The sequence below is a fragment of the Galbibacter orientalis DSM 19592 genome (genome assembly GCF_000260115.1).
Taxonomy (GTDB): Bacteria; Bacteroidota; Bacteroidia; order Flavobacteriales; family Flavobacteriaceae; genus Galbibacter; species Galbibacter orientalis.
Genome location: NZ_JH651379.1, coordinates 19,272 through 42,640, shown reverse-complemented (window position 1 = coordinate 42,640; position 23,369 = coordinate 19,272). Strand labels below are relative to the sequence as shown.

Below are 23,369 nucleotides of genomic sequence, written 5' to 3'. Positions count from 1 at the left end.
TAAATAACAGTAAAATCAATGATAAAAATTGAGATAACCACTAAACAATATTTACTTTTTTTTCTATGAGTATATATTAGAAGTATGTATACAATAAAATAGAAAAATTATGGAAAAAGTAATATTTGATACCAACGCATATAGATATTTAGCTACAGGCAAAACGAATCGACAATTAGATAAGATATTAAAGAAAATAAAACACCGTGAGCAACAAAATGATATTGAACCTCTACTCAACCCTATTGTAGCTAGAGAGCTTTTGGCTCACATCGCAAATAAAAATGACCCTTCATTCAATAAGTGCCTAAAGGCGATAAAGGCATTGTATTACCACAGCGGCAATAACTCTGATTATTCAATGATTCCTATATATGAATTATTGATAAGCAAAGCATTCTTCAACCTAGTTATAGACAGAAGAGTAGAGACAAATACCGCTTTAGGTCAGATTGTTTTTCACTTCGCCAAGAACCCGAATAAATATGTCTTTACTAAATTTCAGCGAGCCCTGAATTTAAACGCACAAGATGTAAAAATTGTCGAAGATGAGTTTGCGGATGGTATGAAACAGTTTTTGGAAATTTTTGACCCTAATCTTAATGGATGGAAAACCTTTGAAAACAATCCAGCTGGAAGAAAAAAAGCTCTAAAAGATATCAGGTCAGAAGAAATGTCAATACAGTTAGCAATGGGTAATATGTATATAGTTAGAGCTGCACTAGTTGCTGAAGGCAAATTACCTCATAAAGAGCATAAAGATGTTCTAACTCAATTGCCACCAATGGCAAAGGATTTTATTAATATTTTTCCAGAACCCATTGCACTTCATAAATCTGTCTTGGAAAATCTGGTTAATAGCGAATTCAATCTGTATGAAAATAGTCGATCCAATTTTATTTGGGATATCTTGATGATGTATTATGTTGGTCAAAACTATATTGGGAAAGCTAGAACTATTTTTGTGACTTCCGACAAAGCAATGATACAAAGTGCTCTTTCAACCAATCCAAGGAATTCAGTATTAACTTTCGAAGAGTATATGGGTTATCTTGGCTTAAAATAATAAATATGTCAATACCAATAGTACTAGATAAATCTACCTTTCAAGGGCTTAACTATGAAGATGTAGTTGAACTTCATAAATATTACATCGTCAACATTACACCCTTATTGGTTTCAGAGATTCTTGGTGACCTTGCAAAAGAAGAAAAGGGAGGTAGAAAAACACCCAAAGACCAAGTTATTGATCTTGCAAAAAAAATGTTCCCATATAATGCTTATGTGAATATGAATTATAAGGTGCTGGTTGAAAAATCATTGACTGGCGAATTTACCACAGCTGATAATCGACCTTTTCTAAATGCCACGAAATCAATAAATACACCTACAAAAAAAGGAATGACATTCGTTGAAACACCCGAAGAACTCTCTATTAAGCGATGGAAAAAAGGCGATTTTGACAAATTAGATGAAATCATAGCTGAAGTATGGCGAACAGAATCTAAAGATGAAAATGTAGTAGATGAATTTAAAGGAAAGTTTGACCATCTTAAAGACATCAAAATAAAAGACCACAAACCTTCAAACGAAGAGAAGTTTTTAGCATTAAAAGAACGATTACAGGAACGACTTTATGTTGAACTTGAACCCGCAGACACATTAAATCTTGTAATAGATTATTTTGAAATCAGTCCAGACTTAAAAGAGTCTATTCAAGCTCGATGGAAAAACGAGTCACATCCAGATTTACATAGCCTTGCCAATTATGCTATGTATTGTTACGAAATTGTCTGCCTCTACTTCATTGGTATAAATAATTCTTTGTGTGGGGAACGGTTAACTAACCTCTTGGATTTAGAATACTTGTTCTATGCGCCTTTTGCAAGAGTGTTTAGTACAAATGACAAATTTTTAAAGAACCTCTTCTTTGCTGTCCAACCAACCGATACATTCTTTGTCAAATTACCACAACTTAAAGACGATTTTAAAAAATTCAAAGCAGTAAATGAAGAAGGAAAAGTATTTGATGAACCGCCAGTAAAAGATTCTGAAACGTATCGAATATGGGACAATGTTTTTGATATGGAACTTACTCGAAGACTCAAACCTTCTGCAGAAGAATTAAAAAGAAAAGAAGCTGAAATGGAAGAAGTTTTAAAAATTGCGGAAACTGGTAAAGAAGGAAAATTTAAAGGGGAAGCAGATTTTGTAGTAAAGGAAACATTTATGTCCCAAGATGACCCTTGTCCTTGTAAAAGCGGGAAAGCTTTTAAAGATTGTCATCTTCCTAAAGCCTAAATTATTTAGATTCCTCATCCACAAAGATGCAGATGATGCATTGGATAGTGCAGTTAATTTTTAGATTATTGTTTACGAACTGTTGAAATCTTCAATTAAGAATTTAACAGTTTGCATTTTCATTCCACTAACTTTACTGTCTAAAATATTGTATATGGTCCTAAAAGTAAAATGGGAAGATTTTAAAAGTGAAATAGAGGGGTTTAAGTCTGAAGGTAGTGCTCTTATTGAAAAACATATATCTTCGAAAACAGAAGTTGAATTTAATAATTTTAAGGAAGATAAGCAAGCCTGGGAAACTGTCGTGGTCAACTATGTTCGTGTATCTTTTGAACCAGAAAACAGAAATTTTGCAAATGAATTTAAAGCTCAAAAAGGATTCAATACTGGATTTAATTTAGGTGTTGACCAAAAAGTTAAGAATGAAATACAGGCCCTAAAAGATGAAATCAATGGACTTGACTATTATTTGAAAATGTTATTCATTTCAGATGCAATTGTCCGACCTGATGAAATTGATTTGAATGAACGTCAAAATCTCGACACTGAAGGCATCCTTGACCTTATCCTTTCAAAACTTTACGATCTTTATAAAGATGGAAAATACCATTCCATCAACTGGATTCTTGAAGGTAACGGTGTAACTTTGAATGGTCGTGGCGAAGATTGGGACTATGGAAGAATGCTTGAAGCTCGAAGTCTTATCGAAACTATAAATGGTCGAGAAGTTAATGCCAAGTTAAAGCTGGAAGGAAAGTATGCCATAGAACAGGCAAGAAAGGCTAAAGTAACCGACTATTCTAAAATTAGTGGTTCCGATGAGGAACTAAAGGAACTCATAAAACAGGCTCTCTTAAAAATTGAAGGATTAGGCTTTGGTCAACAAATTATCTTTGACGAATTCGATGAGCTTCGCAATGACATTCCACATTTAAGTAAAAAGTCATTTGGTCAATTGTTAAAATCAAAACTTGGAGATTTAGTTACTGCCAAGGCATTCGACAAAGCATTAGCAAGTGAAATATTCAAGGAATTTACCCAACAGGTTTTGCCATTTTAATCTATGAAATTACTGGTAAAAATCAAGAACAAACTCATACAACTGTTTCAGAAAAAAAAGCAACTTGAATACGAAACAACCCAATACGTGTTTTCCGATAGACAACGTATTGATGGTTCATCTACTATTTCATTCTTCGTAAATAATCTCGAACCAGAGGTTAGCGTAACCCGTACTTTCAAGAGTGTAGATGAAACTGTCAATTGGCTTATGGACAATAACGAATTCCGAAGAATGTTGTTTAGCAACCTATTTCCTGCATCCAATACAGTAAACCATGGTTGTGGCGTTAAAGAGCCTATCACAATTGCCAATAAAATGCCAGGGGATATTGATATACTTGTTTATGAAAATGAAATGCCAGAAAACGCAATTGGAATTGAATGTAAAATTGTTAAGTCTGAATCTTTAGAGAATCAACCACCAAAAATAAATAAGGTAAGCAGTTTACAGAAAAAGGGAACTCAACAGGCTAATGGCTATGCTGAAATCGGATTTAGTAAAGTCTATCTTTTGATAATACTATTGGACGACGGACGCAATTATAAAAGTCCAAATATAATGTTCAGAACTAAGCCATCGGAATGCCTAAATGAACTTTATGGCTTTGATTGGAATACAAAAATGAACGATGATATAGGTATTATCTATGCACACGTAAATCAATTTACTTCAAACCATATCAACAAAACCAAAGGTTTGGGCTTACGCATTGTGTAGGCTTCCCATGTTTCGAACTGTATGAAAATCTTGGCAATCTGTGTCGGTGTGAATTTACTTTTTCTCATAATGAATGTTTAAAATTAAGAATATTATTCTACTTTTAAACAGTTCGGTTTTAGGGGAAGCTTACAGAACTCTTAACTTTTTTACTAATACAATTAACATTTCAGAATTAATCAGTGAGAAATTATGGTAAACAGATATTTTAAGAATCAAATTAATTTGGTAAAAGGTGCTTTATTTATTATAGTAGATATTTACCCAAACTTTTTCTCCATTTTTATAGTAGCTCTCTCCACCAATGGATTTTCAAGCCTCTCAAACCGAAAACCATACTTGCAATATAGGTTTAACGCCTGAACCAATTGATGGTTGGTATATAGAACCAAGCTGTCCAAATTCAGCTCTTCAGCTTTTTTCAAAGCTTTTTCCATTAATAACTGCCCAATCCTTAACCTTTGAAAACCTGGTTTAACTCCCATTTTTGCCAAGGTGTATTCTTTGTCGGTAACCTTTTCCAAGGCAAAAGAGCCCACAATTTCATTTTTCAATGAAGCCAAGAAAATATATCCGCTTTTATCTAGGATTTCTTTTCGAGGGTTCTCAAAAAAAGGTTTGTCATATGCAGTGATTTCAAAATATTGGGTAAGCCACTGGTAATTGATATCCCTAAAGGCATTCCTATGGGAGTCCTCATAAGGAATTATTTGTACGTCGGTCTTTTCTCTTTTCATATCAAAAATATTCTTTTGCTTGTGGATGCTTTTTTATGAAACAATTTTAAGTTCCATTGTTATCCTGTTATTTTCCTTATCAGCTTTCTTAAACACAAAACCCAAATGCTCAAAAAAACTTTTTTGATGGATTTCACAGACGGCTTTAATTAGTTTCATTGATGGGTAACTCTGTTTGATATGTTGAATTAAATGCCGTGCGACACCTTGATTTCTATACTGTTCCAGCACGCCAATAGAGTAGATTTCCATTTCGCTGTCCGTAAAGTAAATAGCGGTGTGCCCTGCCGGTAAACCATTGACACTGGCTAGGAAATAGGTGGGTTTGCTTTTTGCAGTATCTGGGTTAATTTCTTCTTCAACCGGATGCGTAAATAGTTCACGGTTTATGGCTTTCGCCAAATTTAGAGCAAATGAATTATCGCACCTTTCTATGGTAAAGTCCTTATCTTTGGGCTGATTTAAAATTTGGTCTGCTTTTTCATTGAGCCTTTCCAAAAGGGGTTTTTTATCCAGTCTCGTCTCAACTTCGGTAAGGGCAATAAAAAGGTTATGTGGATTGGCCGTCACTTCAGATAGGGTGCTGGCAATGCTATCCCAATAGGGCTTTAATTCGGAAACTACTTCCCGGCCTTTAGGGCTTAGCATAAGGTTGCGCTTTCGTTCATCCCGGCTATCTTTCACGGAAGAAATGAGCCCATTTTTTTCAATTTCTTTTAATAATCCGATGGCTGCCGGATGGCTTAATCCAATTTCCTTTGCCAATTCCGTTACACTTAATTGGTCGACTATGGACAACAAAAAAATGGGGGGAAACCATTTGGTCTCAAAATTGATATCGTGAGCCTTGTAAAATAAATTACCGGCATCTCTCAAGGTGTCCAATACATTTTGCAGTTTTGCTGCTATAGCCAGTATTCCTGCTTTCTCTATCGTGTTCATATTATTTTTATAGCCTAACAATGACTTTACCAACGGTATGACCGCTCGCTATTTGAGCGTGGGCATCCTCCATAGCATCAAATTCAACTATTTTTGAAATATGGGGTTTTAGAATCTCTTGTTGCAAAAAACTTGCAATTACATTCATATCATTTTCATCGGATTGCACCGTGAATTTCAATCCTTTAATTCCGTTTTGGTCTGCTTTTTCCTCGACTGCGTCATTCTTGCCCGAGGGAATGGAAATAAGAATGCCTCCCTTTTTTAGTAATGGAATGGATCGGTCAATGGTATTTCCACCAATGGTATCCAGGACAATATCATAGTCTTTGTGCTCTTTTTCCAACTCATCAGTTTTATAATCGAGATGCTTATCGGCACCTAGGCCCAAAACGAATTCTTTATTCTTTTCAGAGGAAGTCCCTGCGACATAAGCACCAAGATGTTTTGCAATCTGAACGGCAAAATGCCCCACACCTCCGGAAGCAGCGTGGATCAGGATTTTTTGCTCGGATTTTAATCCTCCGAGATGAACCAACGATTGATACGCAGTTAAAGCAGCCAAGCTTGTTCCGGCAGCTTCAAAATGCGAACAGTTTGAAGGTTTTTTTGCTAAATCAGTAGCAGGACAAGCTACATATTCGGCATAGGTTCGTCCGTGTCCGGGAAAGTTTATAAGTCCAAATACCTCCTCACCTTCGGCAAACTTTTCTGAACGAGACTGGGTGACCACCCCCGAAAGTTCCCAACCTAAAATAAGTGGGTTTTCACCCTGTAGCTTCGAATAGATTCCCTTGCTGTTTTTTGTTTTTAAATCTATAGGATTGATGCCAATAGCTTTGGTCTGAACAAGCACTTCGCCTTCGTTTAGGCTTGGCAATGAAAGTTCGGTATATGTAAGCTGATTGAGGTTTCCGTTTTTCGATAATATGATTGCTCTCATAATATTTTTATTTACGTTGAGGAATGTGTGCTATTCCTGAAATTTCTACAGAAGCTCCAAGTGGAAGATCCAATACGGCTATGCACGTCCTTGTCGGAAATTTATCCTTAAAATAGGTGCTGTAGATGGTATTGAAGGCTTCGTAGTCCTTCATACTTTTTAAATAGGCAATAACACTTACCAAATTATCAAAACCTCCATCATTATTATTCAGTTGTATTTTTATGTTTTCCATCATTTGTTTTACCTCATTTTCATAGCTATCATTGGACAATTTTGAAGTTTGCGAATTGATACCAACCTGTCCTGAAATATAAACCGTATTTTCTATTCGTAACGATGGACTTAAAGGTGCTTTGTTTTTCATTTTTTCAAGATTTTAAAAGTTCTGAACTAATTCTGGTAACCAAAGGCTTAGGCGAGTTTTTTCAATACCGTTATCCAGTTCTCCATAAATACATCACGCTTTTCTGCCGGAAGCAGTTCAATGGAAAGGAATGGGTTTAGGTCTTCCAATTCGACCAAAAGAAGGGAACCATCTCTCATTCTACAGGCATCCACTCTGGTAATTCCCGTTTTGATGTCATTCCACTGTATAAATTGTTTAGCAAACTCCAAATCTCCAGGGGTAGCATCGTATTCCTGAAGATCCCAGCGCTTGTCCTTTTGAGGTGCGTACAATGCATATTGAAATTTGTCATCTAGATAATAGAAGGAAACCTCATATTCAAAATCCAAAAATGGTTGAATCAGTTTTCCATCGGGCTTTGCTTTTAACAGTTCTTTCATGGTCAAAATCTCCATTCCTATGGAATCGGCCCCATTCTTTATCTTCACAATATACTTCTCGGGATTACCAAGGGCATCAATGTTTGAAATATCCTCTACAGTAGGGATAACGGGATATTCGGTTTCCATTAAATCCAGTAAATATTGTTTTCCCTTAATATCGGCCTTCCCGTCAAAGGAATTGAATATGTTGGTGTTTTCCTTTTTCACTGTATCTACAAAACGGTCAAAATATTCCTGGTACCCGATTACTGCTCCGGTATTCCTAAAGACGACCAGGTCTGCCTTGTCTAGCAATGCAATCGCCTGTTGGGGATTGCCAATCAGGATATTGAAATGTTCCCTTAGTTTAGAGGTAATAAACAGATCTTCTTCATAGTAATTTCTTCCATTTGCATTGAAATAAAGATCGGTCAAATACAATATTGTTTTCATAGCTAAAATTATTTATGTGCAAATTTACGTAAATTTTTACACAAATTAAAATTGACTGCGATTTCCTCTTAGTATTTTTAATTTATTCCATTGCTTATTTGAACTTTAATCTAAAAAAGCTAAGCGGAAAATACTTTTGATCATAATTATACTTTTGATCTTTATTTCGATATAAATACTTTTTTTGTCTAAAATTAAACATTTTTAATATATTTGTTCAATGAAAGATGATTTAGTTAAAAAGCACATTATTAATTCTTCTGTGGCGGTATTTAAAGAACTCGGATTCGATAAAGTGACCATGGATGATATTGCCAAGGCGGCCAATAAGGGGAGAAGTACCCTATACTATTATTTTAGTAACAAGCAAGAGGTTTTTGAGCAGATGGCCGAAATGGAATACCTTTCCATTATCGAACCAGCAAAAGCAGTGATCGCCCCTGACCAGAGCATTGAAAAAAACCTTATCTCTTATAATGAGGTAAAACTCTCTACCTTGATCAAAAAGAAAAAGGAGTATACCTATTTAACAGAAGACATTAAACAAAATTTAAACTTTGCCCATCATCTGTTCATGAAGTTAAGGCATGTAGAAACCGAAATTTTTGAAAACATCATCACCTGGGCATTGAATAAAAAAGAGATCGCCCCTATTAGTAAGGGAAACATTCAATTTTTAGCGATGACAATGGTCACCGCATACAATAGTTTAGAAAAGGAAATGCTCCTTTACGGAACCATAGAGAATATGACCGTCAGACTAAAATGGCTTGTCAATATTCTTATTAAAGGTTTAAAATACGATCAATAACTAAAATCCTCACAAATTAAAATTATAACATATGCGCAAGTTTCATTTCATCCTTTTGTTTTATTTGGCAACGTTAACACTCCAAAGTTGTAAAAAAGAAGAAAAAGAAAGGGAAATTCAACCCATCGAGGTTAGAACCTTAATGGTAGGCAACACTTCTTCAGAAAGTAGTGGGGGGCATTTTTCTGCCACCGGTAGGATTGCCGCCGATAAAAGCGTAAAACTAAGTTTTCAGGTATCCGGGACCATTGAAAAATTTCCGGTAAGTATGGGCGATTTTGTACAAAAAGGAAGCCTAATTGCAAAAATAGACGGCACAGCCTATCAAAAACAATATGAGGCAAGAAGAGCGCAAGCTGAAATGGCAAAAGACAATTACAACCGTGTAGAAGAAGTTTATAACAAAGGTAGTATTGCTGAAGTGAAAATGGTAGAAGCACGCTCTAATTACAAGCAGGCAGAAGCATCTGCACAAGCCAGCTACCAAAATGTAAAATTTACCCGTATCATCGCTCCATTTACCGGTTATATTGGTGAAAAAATGATGGAAACCGGAGATTTAGCTTCACCCGGGCAGCCCATCGTCGATTTTTTTGATATCGATAAGCTTAAAGCTATCATTCCAATTCCAGACAATCAGGTAAACCAATATCAGACCGGAGATAAAGCCATTGTAAAAATAGAAGTCCTAGATACCGAATATGAAGGTGAAATTACCGAAATATCCGTACAATCAGACAGCAACACCCCAAGCTATACTGCAAAAATCACCATTAATAATGACGATAAAAAAATTAAGCCCGGTATGGCCTGTACGGTTACACTTCCTGAAAAAGAAAATGCTTCGGAAGAAACTTCTAACACCTTCGTCGTTCCGGTAGAAACCGTATCGGTAACCGAAAAGAACGAAAATTTTGTCTATGTGGTTAATAATCAAAACAAAGCAGAGCGGCGCATTGTAAAAACCGGAAAACTATACAATAATGGCATCGCGATCACTGAAGGTTTACAGAAGGGAGATCAGCTTATAACATCAGGCTACCATAAACTAACTCAGGATACCCCTCTTACAATTATAAACAAACAATAAGCCCTTATTTATGAAAAAACAAGGTTCGATGATAGAATGGGCAATGAAAAACAAAGCTTTTCCACTGGCATTAGCTTCAGTTTTTGTAGTGATTGGCTTGTTAGGGCTTTTCAATATGCCCCGTAACGAATTTCCTGAATTTACCATTAGACAAGGATTGGTAATGGGATTTTATCCCGGTGCCAATTCACAAGAAGTAGAAGAACAACTTACTGCTAAAGTCGAAAAATTCCTGTTCGGCTATAATGAAGTAGATAAAGAAAAAACCTACTCCTACACGCGAGATGGCGAAATGTATATCTATGTGGAAGTAGCCAACCGTGTGGGCCACAATGAAACCGAACAATTTTGGAACAAACTTAAAAATGACTTATTAATCTTTCAACAGCGTAGTGTTCCCCCCGGTGTTAAGGGAATTATAGTAAACAGTGATTTTGGAAGTACCGCTGCGATGATCCTGGCCGTAGAATCTGAAACCAGACCTTACAAAGACCTGCAAAAACACGTAGAAGAAATAGAAGATCAACTTCGTCAGGTGAAAGGGATGGCAAAGATTAGCCACTCTGGTGGACTTACCGAGCAAATTGCGGTTTACGTAGATCAAAATAAACTGGCACAATACGGCATTAGTCCGGGCGCTTTAATGCAAAGCCTGCAATCGCAGGGAACCATAAGGCCCAATGGTACGCTAGAGTCGCCTACTTTTGATCGTCCTATAAATATGGAGGTGTTCCTTAAAAATGTGACCGATATTTCCAACCACATTGTAAGCACCGATCGGGACGGTCGTGTGATCCGTATAAAAGATATTGCCGAAGTAAAAAGGGAATACGAAGATCCAGACTCCTTTATTACCGCCAACGGGACCAAAGCGATGATCATTACGCTTGAGATGGCTTCCGGTAACAATATTGTACAATTTGGAGACCGAATTGATGAAAAGCTCGATAAACTTCAAGAGCAACTTCCGCAGGATATTCAGTTAAGAAAAATTGCAAATCAGCCCGAAGTAGTTCATCACTCTATAAGCCACTTCCTTAAAGAATTTGGCTTTGCCCTAATGGGGGTAATTATTGTAACGCTACTGCTCCTACCCTTTCGTGTAGCTTCAGTTGCCGCAGCCACCATTCCTATTACTATTCTCGCTACCCTTGCGTTAATGTTTATGTTGGGAATGGAGCTGAATACCGTAACCTTAGCCGCCCTAATCATCGTGCTGGGAATTGTGGTAGATGACCCCATTGTGGTGATAGACAACCACGTAGAGAAACTAGATGAAGGACAATCGGTTTGGAAAGCAGCCTTTAACAGTGCCAAAGAACTTTTCCCATCGGTATTTACGGCAACCCTTGCCATATCGGCCACCTTCCTGCCTTTAGTATTCTTTATGACGGGAACCGCAAAAGACTTTTTAAGTACTTTCCCCTATACCATAATGCTTGCATTATTCCTTTCACTTGCCATTTCTGTATTATTGGTGCCTTTCTTCAATACCATATTCATTAAAAAAGGATTGCATCATAACAGAAAGGAAGATGACAAAAAGAAGAAAAAATCGATGCTAGAAAGGATTCAGCACTTTTTCGATAAGAGTGTGGAAAGCGCAATGAAACACTATAAAATTACGGTAGGTATTGGTATTTTATCCATAGTGGTGGGAATATTCCTGTTCTCTAACCTATCGCAGGAATTGTTTCCGGTAATTGAAAGGAACCAGTTTGCAGTAGAAGTTTATCTTTCTAAAAACAGCAGTCTCGAGGAAACCGAAAAAGTAGTAAAAGAGTTTGAGAAGGTTTTAGAAAAAGACGAGCGTATTCACGACTATACCAGTTTTATAGGCGAAAGTTCACCGCGTTTCCATATGGTGTATGCGCCTAACCTTCCCGCTAAGAACTATGCCCAAATTTTGGTCACCACTACCTCAGACGATGCTACAGAAGAAGTACTGAAAGAATATGATAAAAAATACGCTGAAATGTTCACCAATGCGTATTTGAGGATGAAACAGCTGAATATGATTGCCAAACCCGCACAAGTAGAAGTGCGCCTTTTTGGTGATAATATTGACACCTTGAAAAGCTACGGAAATAAAATCATTGACCTGGCAAGGGAAACCCCAGAAACCATTTGGTCCAGAACCAATTATGGGGAAATGCAGCAAACCGTTGCCATTAATGTTAATGAAGCCGAAGCATCACGCATAGGGCTCACCCGTGAAAATATCGCCAACACCATAGCAATGAATATGGAAGGATTAAATGCCACACAGGTTTGGGATGGCGATTATGCGATTAACGTAAAAGTAAAGGCTGAAGATCACCAAGATCAATCGGTTTCCAGCCTAAGGGAATTATCCATTATTTCGCCTACAACCGGTAAAACAGTACCGCTACGGCAGGTAGCCAAAATAAGCCCGGGTTGGGAACAAGAACAAATTGTAAGGCGTAACGGAATGCGCTGCTTAACCGTACGTGTAGATATTGAAAAAGGAGCCGTGGCCAATGTGGTATTAGGCAAGCTTCGTCCTAAAATCGAAGAGATGAACCTCCCCGATAGCATCACCTTGGGCTATGGAGGTGAACACGAAATGACACAGGAAAACTTAGTCCCTATGGGAATTTCCCTTTCTATAAGTGTCCTTATTATTTTCTTAATCCTGCTTTGGCATTTCAGGAAATTTAAACAAGCCGTATTAAGTTTCATCACCATGCCCCTTAGTATATTCGGTGCAGCCTTAGGATTAATGTTAATGCAATATCCTTTTGGGTTTACTTCCTTCTTGGGGCTATTGGCACTTTGTGGTATCGTGGTAAGAAACGGTATTATTTTAATCGATTTTGCCAATGAATTAAGAATCCATCACGACCATTCGGTATACGAAGCTGCCGCACACGCCGCCAAACGAAGAATGCGTCCTATTTTCCTTACCTCCTCTGCAGCAGCCGTTGGAGTTACCCCGATGATTATTAGTAGATCAAGTTTATGGGGACCATTAGGAACCGTTATCGCCTTTGGTTTAATGATGTCTATGGTACTTACCCTATATGTTTTACCGGTATTATACTGGTTGTTCTTTAGGAACCAAAAAGACGAAGAGGAAAAAGAAGAAACACAAGAAAATAATGCAAACGCCTAGAATTAGTATGAAAAAGATATTCATAAAGAACAGTACACCCCTTGTCATTTGGTGTCTGCTGAGTTTTTTGTGCTGCGGAAGTTTACTTGCACAAGAAAAACTGAATTTAGAAGAAGTTAAGGAAGCCGCATTATCGTACAGCAACGATATCAAAAACGGAAAAATAAGAATAGAACAGGCTGAAGCCGCCAAACAGGAAGCTATTGCCAATTATTTTCCCCAGATTAGTGCAACGGGAATCGGTCTGTATGGGTTTAAAGACATTATACCCCCCATACCAGATGTGTTATCAGAAGGCATCGATAATTTTTATCAGGCCGGTGCTACAGCGACCGAAGTTATTTATGCCGGTGGGAAAATAAGAAATTCAAGTACTTTGGCAAGTCTTCAGGCAGAAACCCGAACCATACAGGCCGAACAGGCAACAGATTCGGTAATTTTAAATACCGAACAAAAGTATTGGCAACTGGTACAGGTACAAGAACAACTCAAAGCCATTCGGGCCAGTAAAATCTACCTGGACGAATTACTGAAGCAACAACAGGATTTGCTTTCAGCCGGACTTATCGCTAAAAATCAATTGCTACGGGTACGGACCAACCGCAGCCGGGTACTTTTACAGCAAAGCAAACTCGGCAATCAGCGCAAACTGGCATTACTTGATCTTGGGCTGTATGTAGGGAAAATTTACGATACGACTACTGTAGTCACAGATACCTTAAAACAAGTCACCCCTCCCCAACTTAAATATCCTAACCCCGATCTCGATTTTCAAAATAACAATAATTACAAGCTGCTTGAAAAATCGATTACCGCATCGCTACTACAGACGGAAATCACAAAAGCCGACTTATTACCACAGGTTTCTGTTGGAGTAAACGCAGGTTATTTCGGGACGTTCAACGATGCAATTGACAGTCAGTTTATGCCAGTGGCCTTTGGGATGGTAAGCATTCCCATCTCCGATTGGTGGGGAGCCGGTCGCCATAAAGTGAAGCAAAAAGCACTGCAGGAAAAAATTGTACAGAATAATTTCGAAGATCGCAAAGACGAGCTTAAAATAGGCATTATGAAGTCCTGGTACGACCTGATGGATGCTTATAAGCAGATTAATTATGCTAAGGATAATCTGGAGTACGCCAATGAGAACCTAAAGGTACAACGGGATAATTACAACAGCGGACTGAACAACCTTACTGATCTGTTAGACGCGCAGCAACAAGAAGAATCGGCAGAAACCGAATACGCCAATGCCTATGCCAATTATAAGATTGCAGAATCCAATTATTTGTTTGTTACGGATAATTTATAAAAATTAGCAAGGAGTTAATGGTTGTCCCATCTTTTATATCAAACATATATTAACTATATTAAAAAATGTCCATACTAAGCCTTATTTACCAATATCCACTTTTGAGGTTGTTTTTCAGGCAGGTAGTCTTTTGGTTAATAGCCTATGGCGTGCTGTTGATCATCCTTTACTATACGGCACAAATGGTGCACACACCATTGGGCATAACCCGCGACATAAAATTTTGGAGCCTTTTTCTCTTTTTTATGGGCTTTGGGTTGTTGACGGGGACCGTTCTTTCTTTAGTGGAAGGATTACTGAAAATATTGCCATTTAAAAGCAGGTCCCTGGTCTTTGATAGTTTGGTCAGGACCACTTTTTATTTTGTTGCCCTATGGCTTATTGTGATTATCATTAAAAATGTATTGAATAGCTATAGTTACTTATTTATAAGCGGATATCCGGCCACACCTTCAAATACAAGGAATTTTGATATCATTATCCTCACCTATACCTTGTTTATGATTTTTATTGTGAGCTTTATAAATGAAATGGTCAGTAAAAACAGTCCCGGGTTTACCATGCCTTTGATTCTTGGCAAATACCGGTTCCCCCGGGAAGAAAACAGGGTTTTTATATTTCTGGATCTCAAAGGTTCTACCCATTTGGCCCAAGAACTGGGGCATCTCAAGTATAGTAGTTTTATCCAGGAAAGCATCATGGATGTCAACCAGATAGCCAAAAAGTTCAAGGCACATATCTATCAGTACGTTGGTGATCAGATCGTCTTGACATGGAAATTGGAACATTTCGATACATTGGATGCTATTAGATTTCTGTTTGCCGTGCATAAAAGACTTGAAAAAAGGGAAGAGCATTATACCTCTATCTATGCAACGGTACCGTTTTTTCGTGCCGGGGTGCACGAGGGGAAAGTTACGGCCATTGAAATTGGGGACCTAAAAAGGGAAATTGCCTTTCACGGTGACACCATGAATGTTTGTTCCAGAATACAAGGGCTCTGCAAAATTTTCAATAGAAAAATACTCATCTCCGGGCAGGTCAATCAAAACAAGGAAATAGCCCGGAAATTTAAAGTTACTCCATTAGGACCACAACTATTGGAAGGAAGAGAGCACCCGATTGAAGTATTTGCCGTTGAGGGCTGAGAGTTGTTAAGACGACCATCCTTTTATTCGAATCGTTAAAGAAAGAAAAGATATCTAAAAGCATCAACCATAAAATTAAAAGTGGTGCTCGTTACTACCTACAACCCCGTATACAGTTTTCTAATATTCAAACAGTTATTTTAAAATGAAAATAAAATCGATTAATTTCACAGTTTTGCTTTTAATTTGCTTTGCCCTGTTTACCCAATACACATCCATGGCACAAACTATAACTAGGGAACAATTTAGGGATTCTGTTCAAAAGCTTCCCTATTTCTCTATTCATAAGGACAACTACTTTGTGACCGGGATTCCCACAAACAGAGAAATAAACGGGAGCAGTGCCGATGCCAAATACCAAGTAAGTTTTAAACAGATCATCACTAGGGACAAACTACCTTGGGATACATACTTGTTCCTCACCTATACACAAAAGGCTTTTTGGAACATTTATGAGGATTCATTTCCTTTTAGGGACATTAATTTTAATCCTTCCCTTTCATTGGGCAAACCCATCTTTAATAAGAATGAAGAGTTAAAAGGGTTGGCAGTTGCCGCCTTTGATCACGAATCGAACGGACGGGACAGTATTTCCTCCAGAAGTTGGAACCGGATTACTTTTTCCTATGTTACGAGGATTTTTAAGCATACCACGGCAAATTTTGAGTTCTGGGTACCTTTTCAATATAAAGAGGGTAATAGCGATATTCTGGAGTATACCGGCTTGGGGGAAATAAACATAGAACATGAATTGAAACCGGACAAGCTATATTTTACCCTAATGGTTAGAAAAGGGCTTAACTTTGAAGCAAATGGCACCTTCAGACCTCGCATATACTTTAATCCTTTCAAAAAAAACCGTTCCAACCAATACTTTATGCTGGAATGGTACCTGGGGCAGGCAGAGGGACTTCTCAATTATAAAGAATCACAAAGCATGATCCGTATTGGCTATGTGATCAAAACAAACGAATTTTCTTTTTTTAGGTAGTTCATCCCTGAATAACGTGTTATACCTTAGCTTTTCCAGTGAAACCGCTTAACCTTTTTCAATTTACATAATCCAATGGCTTCGGCAACCTTTTTTTCTCAATTTTTTATTTCCGGTTTCCAATAGGCATTATCACGGTCCAACTTTGAATGTAAAAAAGTAAACCTGACCTTTCCACTACACCAACCCTATTCATTTCTTTGGAAAGGTTTGAGGGAAAATTAGCGGTTTGTTTCTTTATCCGTACTCTTATTATTATCCAATCTTACGGAAATATTCTTCGATAGATTTTCCAATTGCTCCTCCTTAAAAACAAGTGTTCTGTAGGGAAAGGGAATCTCGACCCCCTCTTTGTCAAATCGCTTCTTGATGCTCTCGTACAGGTCGCATTTCATAGAGAATGCTTCCTCAAAATTACGGGCCCAGGCCCAGCAACGTATCCTGACCGAAGATTCCTCTAGGCCAATGACCCTTGTGACCACCTTTGGTTTTTCATTATGCATTTCGAGCTCGCTTCGGTTGTCCAAAATTAGAGGGTGCGACTCACATTCCTCCCGCATAATGTGCTTTGCCAGATCGATATCACTTCCGTACGAGATGTCCATTTCGATCCATTGGCAGCAAAAACGTTCCCCCAGATCGTAATTGATAAGTTTTTCTTTATTGATGATCGCGTTCGGGATAACGATCATCTTGTTCTCATAATTGCGGATGATGGTATGTCGCAAGGTAATATCCGTTACGCTGCCCACCATGGTATCGGTTACCTTAATGATATCGCCTATCTTAAAAGGCTTGAAGGCCACGATGAAAAGGCCACCCACTAGATTGGACAGTGCTTCCTGGGAGGCTACCCCTAAGACTACCGCAAAAACACCTGCACCCCCAAGGGCCGTGGCGGCTATGCCCCGCATAGACGGGAAGGCCGATAGGGCCAAAATGACCCCTACAAAATAGATGCCAACAACAGCCAGATATCTTAGGAATTTATAACTCGTAAAATCTATTTCCGCATTCTTACGCTGTCGTATGCTTCGGCTAAACCATTCGTTGGCCGTACTTGCCGTGACAATAGTTGCAACGGCCACGATCCCCAAATATAATATGAGCTTGAAGTTGTTGGTCGCTTCTTGGTAAGCGTCCTTATCAATAAAAATATAGCTAAGCGCAATCAATCCAAGCACGATCCATAACGCCCGCAAAATACGACGGATAAGCAGTACGGAACGGTCCTTGACATTATACAGCTTTTTAATGATCCGACGCTGTACAAAACGTATAAAAACATTGGTGAGAAACCATAAAGTAGCTACCGTAGCCAATACGATGGCTGCCCAAATAATATCATATTGATACGTAGTCCAGAATTTTTCCATTCTTGATTTTTAATCGTTTTAAGATCCCTAAGTTTTTGAAAATGTCATGGTTTGTTATTTGTGGTAATTGTACCCGAATATCGCAAAAACTCTGATCGTATTCTCTATGAATGAATCAATTAATTTCCGGCTTCCATAAATATACTGGCTATATCGGGCTGGCTGGTGCGTGCCATAAGCCCCCCATCGGCAACTATCGTAGTGCCATAGGTGCATGGAGAGTCTTAGGAGGCTAAAAACAGCAAGACAAGAATCGGGCAAACAGTAGCCAATCCAAAAATTACACCACTCGTAATTTACCTAGTTAGGCTACTTTAGTAGAACCCTATAAAAGAGCGTTATTGGGCAGTGTAACCCCCATCTACAATAATTTCTGTTCCTGTTATGTACGAGGCATCATCACTGGCCAAAAACAAGACTGCCTTCCCCACTTCTTCAGGTTCAGCGGTCCTACCCATCGGAATGGCAGCACTCACTGCCTCTAAAAGTTCATCAAGACCATCTATCATTGGTGTTTTGATAACCCCTGGGTGCACAGAGTTGATGCGGATGTTGTCTTTGGCAAATTCAATGGCTGCCGTCTTGGTAATTAACCTAGACCCTCCTTTAGAAGAGGCATAACCAGGATTGGATCCTGGTATTGCGACAATACCGGCAATTGATGATATATTTATAATGGAGCCACCTCCTATTTCTTTCATTTTTGGTACAACTGTTTTCATACCCAAAAATTGGCCTGTTAAATTAACATCCACTGTTTTTTTAAAGTCCGATAACTTGGATTCCAAAAACGAATCTTCCGATATTTGAATTCCGGCATTATTCACCAAGATATTCACTTTACCATATTGTTTTATTGTAGCATCTACAACAGTTTTCCAATCCTCCTCTGATGAAACATCGTGGACCAAGCACATTACATCGTGACCCTCTTTTTCCAGTTCGTCAAAAAAGGTTTTTAGTTTTTCCTTTTGAACATCTGTTCCGACTACTTTAGCACCCGCTTCGGCAAACAATTTTGCTTCGGCTGCGCCCATACCACTTGCTGCGCCTGTTATAATTGCGACTTTATTTTCCAATCTTTTCATTGTTTTATTTCTTATATGTTAATTATTGATGTTTATAAAAGGGTAAAAAGCTATGATAAAACATTTGTGCTATGCAAGTTCTTCTACCTTAAGGTCAACTTTTACGTTGCTTTTGATGGCGTTGGAATAGGGGCACATCTGGTGGGCTTGATTGATAATCTCATTGGCTTTTTCCATATCCAGCCCTTTAAAAGCGACACTTATGGTAATCTCGAATCCATATTGTTGCTTTTCTATTTCTCCAAGTGTAACCTCTACCGTGGTTTCGTGAGAAACATCTTTGATTTTATTCATTCGTAAGGTGCCAATTATGGCATTGTCAAAGCAAGCGGAATACCCTCCCGCAAACATAATCTCTGGATTAAGATAGTTGCCAGGGGTTCCTGGTCCCCTTACGTCAACATCCAATTCACCGTTTACGGATTTTACGTGTCCTTCTCTTCCTCCAGCGGCCGTGGCACTGGTCGTATACATTTTTTTAATCATTTTTTAAATTTTTATCAATTAGTAAACTACCTCGGGGCAAGCCCCGGAGCATTTAAATCTAGATTATCGAGTAAGTTGTTACCATTCCTTTTATTATTTAGTACCACTAGTAGCTTGAACAAGGTTTTTTGAAAAATGCTTATTTCTTCTTCAGTGATTGTTTTATCGTCAAAAGATTCCACTATCCTTCCGGGTATTTCCTTTGCTTTTTCCTTCATTTCCCTTCCTTTATTGGTCAGGGAAACCAGGACCGTACGTTCATCGATCTTTGAGCGAGCCCGCATAATCAGCTTTTTTTGTTCCAACCGTTTTAGCAGGGGGGTCAAAGTGTTGGATTCCAAGTATAACCGTTCGCCAATTGTTTTCACACTTTGTTCGCCGTATTGCCAAAGGGTAAGCATCACCAAATATTGTGGATAGGTAATTCCCAACTCATTCAAATAAGGAGCATAAATTTTTGTGATCAGCCGGGATGCCGCATAAAGCGGAAAGCAAACTTGATTGTCCAAATAGAGTTCGGGCACATTCTGCTTGGTCATACTATAGTTTTTTTAATGTCTTTTTCCATTTTTTCCTGTAGGATTCTCGGGGCATATCTATTTGTGGGATTTCCGTTTTTGTCGATAAGGAATTTGGTAAAGTTCCATTCTATTTTACTACTACTGCTGCCCAATAGACTACTTTCTGGAAGGCTTTTTTTTAGAAATTTAAAGAGCGGATGGGCATTTTTGCCGTTCACTTCGATTTTTTCGAACATCGGAAAACTAACCCCGTAATTCACTTGACAAAATTGCTTGATTTCTTCAGAGTTCCCCTTTTCCTGATTCCCAAATTGATTACATGGAAAACCGAGGATGACCAAACCCTCGTCCTTATATTTTTGGTACAAGCTTTCCAGCCCTTCGTATTGAGGGGTAAGTCCACATTTGCTCGCGGTATTCACCACAATGACCGCTTTTCCTTTGTATCGGTCCAAGCTGAGCCTTTCGCCATTCAAACGGACTGCTTCAAAATCATAAAATGACGTTGTCGGCCCCATAATCTTAATTTTTTGATCGGCTGATTAAATATTTTAGGGCACCTGTGGACCATAAGGCCCAAAGAATCAATACCGGTTGAAAGAAAAGACGGATCAATCTTTTTTGGTCGGTATCCAGACCAAACGCATTGATTCCATTGGTATATTGGGAAATATTTCCTGGAAAGATCAATACATAAAAAATGGCCAATGCGACACCTACCTTAACTTTATGTTTCACTAAAAAAACCAAAGCCAATCCCAACAAAATCTCCACAACACCGGAAGATATGACCACTAAATCCATAAATGCTGCGTTATCAGGAAGCCATCTAGGAACCTGGGCCTGAAATTCCGCCCTTTGGAAGGTAAGGTGGGCAACCCCAGCAAAGGCCATTGCAACTCCTAATACAATTCTTGCTATTTTTTGAAATATGTTTGTCTCCATATTTACATCTTTATCGATTAAATCGTGTGCGATTCAAATGTAATAATAAAAATTTTAATACAACAAAAAAAACGCAAAAGTGTTGAAAAAAGTTAGTGAGGACATGGCAATTTTAAAACAAAAAATTGAAGTATTGATAATAAAAGGAGAACCGTCGTGCTCTCCTTTTATTATTTTAAGATATCAATGAGTTCTACCTTATAGACTAATATAGAATCTGGATGAGGAAATTTGTGTTCACCACTTCTTTTGCTCAATTTAGGAGGGATAATAAGCTTTTTTATTTCTCCTATTTTCATGCCTATCAGGGCTTCATCAACACCATCAATTGCTTGACTTGCTCCAATCTTTATTCGGACAGGGTTCGGTAGCGTGCGTGAATCGAACAAAAGCGAGTCGTTACGGTAAGACATAGTTTCATGAACAAGTACTTCTTGTCCTTTTACGGCTTTTTCTCCAGTTCCTTTTTTGAGAATGCGATATTGTAGACCTGAAGATGTTTGTATATAAGTGCTTTCTTCATGAGATTTGCAATTGTTTAAGGTCAGCACTATTAAGACGTAAAGAAAAATATTCAATAGGCCATTCAAAAAGATTTTCTTTTGACACGATAGGTTCATTGAATGGTTTTCTTTTCAAAATTATGTCATTTTGCTAGATAGATCTTTTTTCAATTGTAAAAAAAGTGTAAAATTTTAGTAAATAGGGATTAATCAGTGTTTTATTTTTATTAAGTGAATCAATTGGGCACAGCATTGGGCATTTCATTCTTGTTTTCTGCTGGGGCAGCATCACTTATATTATTTCGAGGAAGAAAATTCGCGATGCAGCCAACACAGTTCAATTAAAACGATGAACATACTTTACAAGACCGTACACATCACAGGATTAGGGAACAGTAGAGAACAGAATAGGCTTAATAAGAAGGTTTTTACCTAAAAAGACCGACTTTAATTTAGTGAGTTCTAAACGGTTTAAAGAAATAGAAAAATTAATAAATAATAGAAGAGTTAGAAAGTTTGGCTACATTAGTACAATAGAAAAACTAAAATCTACTTGGCCAGTCGCACTTATAACTTGAACCTGGCAAATTAAGAACAGAAGCAACATAAAATGGATAAAACCCCTGAACAAAATTTAAAAGACCTTTCAATTACTTTAAACGAAGTTTCACAACCCATTGCAAGCTATGTAAACTGCGTACAAACAGGAAATTTATTATTCCTGTCAGGCAAAGGACCGATTAAAGAAGACAAAACCTATGTAACAGGAAAAGTTGGAAAAGACTTGACTGTTGAACAAGGAAATGAAGCTGCTCGTTTAGTTGCAATCGACCATATTGCAGTATTAAAAGACGAATTAGGTGACTTGAGCAAAGTAAAACGAATTGTGAAGGCTTTTGGAATGGTACATTGCACAAGTGATTTTGTTGACCAAGCAAAGGTCATTAATGGATATAGCGATTTAATGTTTTCCGTATTTGGCGAAAAAGGAAGACACGCAAGAAGTGCAGTAAGTATGCACGCATTGCCCTTAAATTTTGCAGTAGAAGTTGAAGTAATTGTTGAAATTGAAGATTAATCAATAAATGAGCATAAAGACATACATTATTGACGCATTTACAACAGAGCTTTTCAAGGGAAATCAAGCGGCAGTCTGTTTAATTGAAAATGAACTTGATGAAATCACAATGCTCAATATCGCCAAGGAATTTGGGTTTTCGGAAACAGCTTTTGTTATAAAACAAAATACAGATTCATTTTTGATACGTTATTTTTCGCCAGTAAAAGAAATTCCATTATGCGGACACGCTACTTTGGCTTCTTCAAAAGCAATTTTCACGGAATTTAAAGAACTATCCCAAATCATTTTCCAAACCCATTTCGGAGATACATTGCAAATAAGCCAAACCAATGGAAAAATTGAAATGAAATTTCCTTTACATCAAACAGAAACGACTGAATTTAATGATGAAATAAGAAAAGCCTTGGGAATAAATGAGGTTCTAAATTCCAGATACAATTCTTTTCACAATATGCTGATGTTGGAGTTGGAAAGTAGCAAGGAACTTGAAAACCTAAAGCCCGACTTTTCAATATTACGAAATATTGAAACCACAATCAGCGGAGTACTTGTAACTGCAAAATCTGAACGTGAAAACTTCGACTATGAATACCGCTATTTCTTTCCTTGGTCTGGAGCAGATGAAGACCCGGTTACTGGTGGAGTTCAGAGCTTTTTAGCAAAATATTGGTCAGACAAGCTAAAGAAGGGTAAAATGAATGCATTTCAATGTTCAAAACGAACAGGAAGTATGGAAGTGGAATTAATGGAAAATTCAGTAATTATTAGAAGTAATTCAGTAATATTTACAACGGGACTAATGAACCTGAATTAATGAAAAGAATAAAACAACCGTTAGCGGTAAGGTGACCACCCCTATAAATATTAAAAAAAATGAGCCTCTCAACAAATAATCATTGGATTTTTTAACAAATAAAACCAAGTTCTTTATTTCGATATTTGTGAATAAAAAAC

Annotated in this window: 24 protein-coding genes and 1 pseudogene; 13 read left to right on the top strand and 12 right to left on the bottom strand. The window is 37.7% G+C overall.

From position 1 onward, the window contains the following. Positions 1-109 precede the first annotated feature (109 nt). The 4 genes from JOOMADRAFT_RS00240 to JOOMADRAFT_RS00225 all read left to right on the top strand — a co-directional run bounded on the left by JOOMADRAFT_RS00240 (position 110) and on the right by JOOMADRAFT_RS00225 (position 4,081). Positions 110-1,066: a hypothetical protein gene (locus JOOMADRAFT_RS00240; protein WP_008610584.1), complete on the top strand. Its 957-nt coding sequence runs from the start codon at positions 110-112 to the stop codon at positions 1,064-1,066. A 5-nt stretch (positions 1,067-1,071) separates the two neighbouring features. Further along, entirely contained in the window at positions 1,072-2,301 is a 1,230-nt protein-coding gene (locus tag JOOMADRAFT_RS00235) for an SEC-C metal-binding domain-containing protein (protein ID WP_008610583.1), read from the top strand. 154 nt (positions 2,302-2,455) lie between these two features. After that, complete coding sequence (locus tag JOOMADRAFT_RS00230) at positions 2,456-3,361, top strand: hypothetical protein (protein WP_008610582.1); 906 nt, start codon at positions 2,456-2,458, stop codon at positions 3,359-3,361. A 3-nt stretch (positions 3,362-3,364) separates the two neighbouring features. Further along, entirely contained in the window at positions 3,365-4,081 is a 717-nt protein-coding gene (locus JOOMADRAFT_RS00225) for a hypothetical protein (RefSeq protein WP_008610581.1), read from the top strand. Positions 4,082-4,341: 260 nt separating this feature from the next. On the opposite strand, the gene JOOMADRAFT_RS00220 is transcribed toward JOOMADRAFT_RS00225, so the two are convergent. The 5 genes from JOOMADRAFT_RS00220 to JOOMADRAFT_RS00200 are packed head-to-tail and all read right to left on the bottom strand — an operon-like array spanning position 4,342 to position 7,927. Continuing rightward, entirely contained in the window at positions 4,342-4,818 is a 477-nt protein-coding gene (locus JOOMADRAFT_RS00220) for a GNAT family N-acetyltransferase (protein WP_008610580.1), read from the bottom strand. A 33-nt stretch (positions 4,819-4,851) separates the two neighbouring features. Then, entirely contained in the window at positions 4,852-5,760 is a 909-nt protein-coding gene (locus tag JOOMADRAFT_RS20090) for a helix-turn-helix domain-containing GNAT family N-acetyltransferase (protein ID WP_008610578.1), read from the bottom strand. A 7-nt stretch (positions 5,761-5,767) separates the two neighbouring features. Continuing rightward, positions 5,768-6,703 carry an NADP-dependent oxidoreductase gene (locus JOOMADRAFT_RS00210; RefSeq protein ID WP_008610577.1) on the bottom strand — a complete coding sequence of 312 codons (936 nt, stop codon included), beginning with the start codon at positions 6,701-6,703 and terminating at the stop codon, positions 5,768-5,770. Between the two features lie 7 nt (positions 6,704-6,710). Beyond that, positions 6,711-7,070, bottom strand: a complete 360-nt coding sequence (locus JOOMADRAFT_RS00205; protein WP_008610576.1) for a RidA family protein — start codon at positions 7,068-7,070, stop codon at positions 6,711-6,713. A gap of 47 nt (positions 7,071-7,117) precedes the next feature. Then, positions 7,118-7,927: a hypothetical protein gene (locus JOOMADRAFT_RS00200; RefSeq protein ID WP_008610574.1), complete on the bottom strand. Its 810-nt coding sequence runs from the start codon at positions 7,925-7,927 to the stop codon at positions 7,118-7,120. Between the two features lie 220 nt (positions 7,928-8,147). On the opposite strand from JOOMADRAFT_RS00200, the gene JOOMADRAFT_RS00195 reads away from it, so the two are divergent. The 6 genes from JOOMADRAFT_RS00195 (at position 8,148) to JOOMADRAFT_RS00170 (ending at position 16,415) form a co-directional block, all read left to right on the top strand. After that, positions 8,148-8,738: a TetR/AcrR family transcriptional regulator gene (locus tag JOOMADRAFT_RS00195; RefSeq protein ID WP_008610572.1), complete on the top strand. Its 591-nt coding sequence runs from the start codon at positions 8,148-8,150 to the stop codon at positions 8,736-8,738. Positions 8,739-8,769: 31 nt separating this feature from the next. Next, a complete protein-coding gene (locus JOOMADRAFT_RS00190; RefSeq protein ID WP_008610571.1) occupies positions 8,770-9,828 on the top strand; it encodes an efflux RND transporter periplasmic adaptor subunit in 1,059 nt (352 codons plus the stop codon). A gap of 10 nt (positions 9,829-9,838) precedes the next feature. Next, the gene (locus JOOMADRAFT_RS00185; RefSeq protein ID WP_008610569.1) at positions 9,839-12,964 is read left to right on the top strand and encodes an efflux RND transporter permease subunit; all 3,126 of its coding nucleotides are present in this window, start codon (positions 9,839-9,841) and stop codon (positions 12,962-12,964) included. A 7-nt stretch (positions 12,965-12,971) separates the two neighbouring features. Further along, the gene (locus JOOMADRAFT_RS00180; RefSeq protein ID WP_245547631.1) at positions 12,972-14,276 is read left to right on the top strand and encodes a TolC family protein; all 1,305 of its coding nucleotides are present in this window, start codon (positions 12,972-12,974) and stop codon (positions 14,274-14,276) included. Between the two features lie 65 nt (positions 14,277-14,341). Then, on the top strand, positions 14,342-15,424 hold the full coding sequence (locus tag JOOMADRAFT_RS00175; RefSeq protein WP_008610565.1) for an adenylate/guanylate cyclase domain-containing protein: 1,083 nt from the start codon (positions 14,342-14,344) through the stop codon (positions 15,422-15,424). 145 nt (positions 15,425-15,569) lie between these two features. Beyond that, the gene (locus tag JOOMADRAFT_RS00170) at positions 15,570-16,415 is read left to right on the top strand and encodes a phospholipase A (RefSeq protein ID WP_008610563.1); all 846 of its coding nucleotides are present in this window, start codon (positions 15,570-15,572) and stop codon (positions 16,413-16,415) included. Positions 16,416-16,636: 221 nt separating this feature from the next. Here JOOMADRAFT_RS00170 and JOOMADRAFT_RS00165 read toward each other — a convergent pair whose 3' ends face one another. The 7 genes from JOOMADRAFT_RS00165 to JOOMADRAFT_RS00135 all read right to left on the bottom strand — a co-directional run bounded on the left by JOOMADRAFT_RS00165 (position 16,637) and on the right by JOOMADRAFT_RS00135 (position 21,451). Further along, positions 16,637-17,791: a mechanosensitive ion channel family protein gene (locus JOOMADRAFT_RS00165; protein WP_008610562.1), complete on the bottom strand. Its 1,155-nt coding sequence runs from the start codon at positions 17,789-17,791 to the stop codon at positions 16,637-16,639. A 338-nt stretch (positions 17,792-18,129) separates the two neighbouring features. Then, complete coding sequence (locus tag JOOMADRAFT_RS00160) at positions 18,130-18,879, bottom strand: SDR family NAD(P)-dependent oxidoreductase (protein WP_008610561.1); 750 nt, start codon at positions 18,877-18,879, stop codon at positions 18,130-18,132. 69 nt (positions 18,880-18,948) lie between these two features. Further along, positions 18,949-19,353, bottom strand: a complete 405-nt coding sequence (locus tag JOOMADRAFT_RS00155; protein ID WP_157136640.1) for an Ohr family peroxiredoxin — start codon at positions 19,351-19,353, stop codon at positions 18,949-18,951. 38 nt (positions 19,354-19,391) lie between these two features. Then, positions 19,392-19,904, bottom strand: a complete 513-nt coding sequence (locus tag JOOMADRAFT_RS00150) for a MarR family winged helix-turn-helix transcriptional regulator (RefSeq protein ID WP_008610558.1) — start codon at positions 19,902-19,904, stop codon at positions 19,392-19,394. After that, positions 19,901-20,404: a glutathione peroxidase gene (locus JOOMADRAFT_RS00145; protein WP_008610556.1), complete on the bottom strand. Its 504-nt coding sequence runs from the start codon at positions 20,402-20,404 to the stop codon at positions 19,901-19,903. Before JOOMADRAFT_RS00145 ends, JOOMADRAFT_RS00150 begins: the two co-directional genes overlap by 4 nt. Before the next feature lie 4 nt (positions 20,405-20,408). Then, positions 20,409-20,831: a DoxX family protein gene (locus JOOMADRAFT_RS00140; RefSeq protein WP_008610554.1), complete on the bottom strand. Its 423-nt coding sequence runs from the start codon at positions 20,829-20,831 to the stop codon at positions 20,409-20,411. Between the two features lie 170 nt (positions 20,832-21,001). Then, positions 21,002-21,451 (bottom strand): FKBP-type peptidyl-prolyl cis-trans isomerase, encoded by a 450-nt coding sequence (locus tag JOOMADRAFT_RS00135; RefSeq protein ID WP_008610552.1) that lies wholly within the window; start codon positions 21,449-21,451, stop codon positions 21,002-21,004. 236 nt (positions 21,452-21,687) lie between these two features. On the opposite strand from JOOMADRAFT_RS00135, the pseudogene JOOMADRAFT_RS20790 reads away from it, so the two are divergent. From JOOMADRAFT_RS20790 to JOOMADRAFT_RS00125, 3 genes and pseudogenes are all read left to right on the top strand, one after another. After that, positions 21,688-21,912 (top strand): annotated as a pseudogene (locus JOOMADRAFT_RS20790) (IS30 family transposase); the annotation flags it as partial. Between the two features lie 32 nt (positions 21,913-21,944). Continuing rightward, positions 21,945-22,412, top strand: a complete 468-nt coding sequence (locus JOOMADRAFT_RS00130) for a RidA family protein (RefSeq protein ID WP_008610548.1) — start codon at positions 21,945-21,947, stop codon at positions 22,410-22,412. A gap of 7 nt (positions 22,413-22,419) precedes the next feature. Beyond that, on the top strand, positions 22,420-23,229 hold the full coding sequence (locus tag JOOMADRAFT_RS00125) for a PhzF family phenazine biosynthesis protein (RefSeq protein ID WP_008610546.1): 810 nt from the start codon (positions 22,420-22,422) through the stop codon (positions 23,227-23,229). The last annotated feature ends 140 nt before the right edge of the window (positions 23,230-23,369 follow it).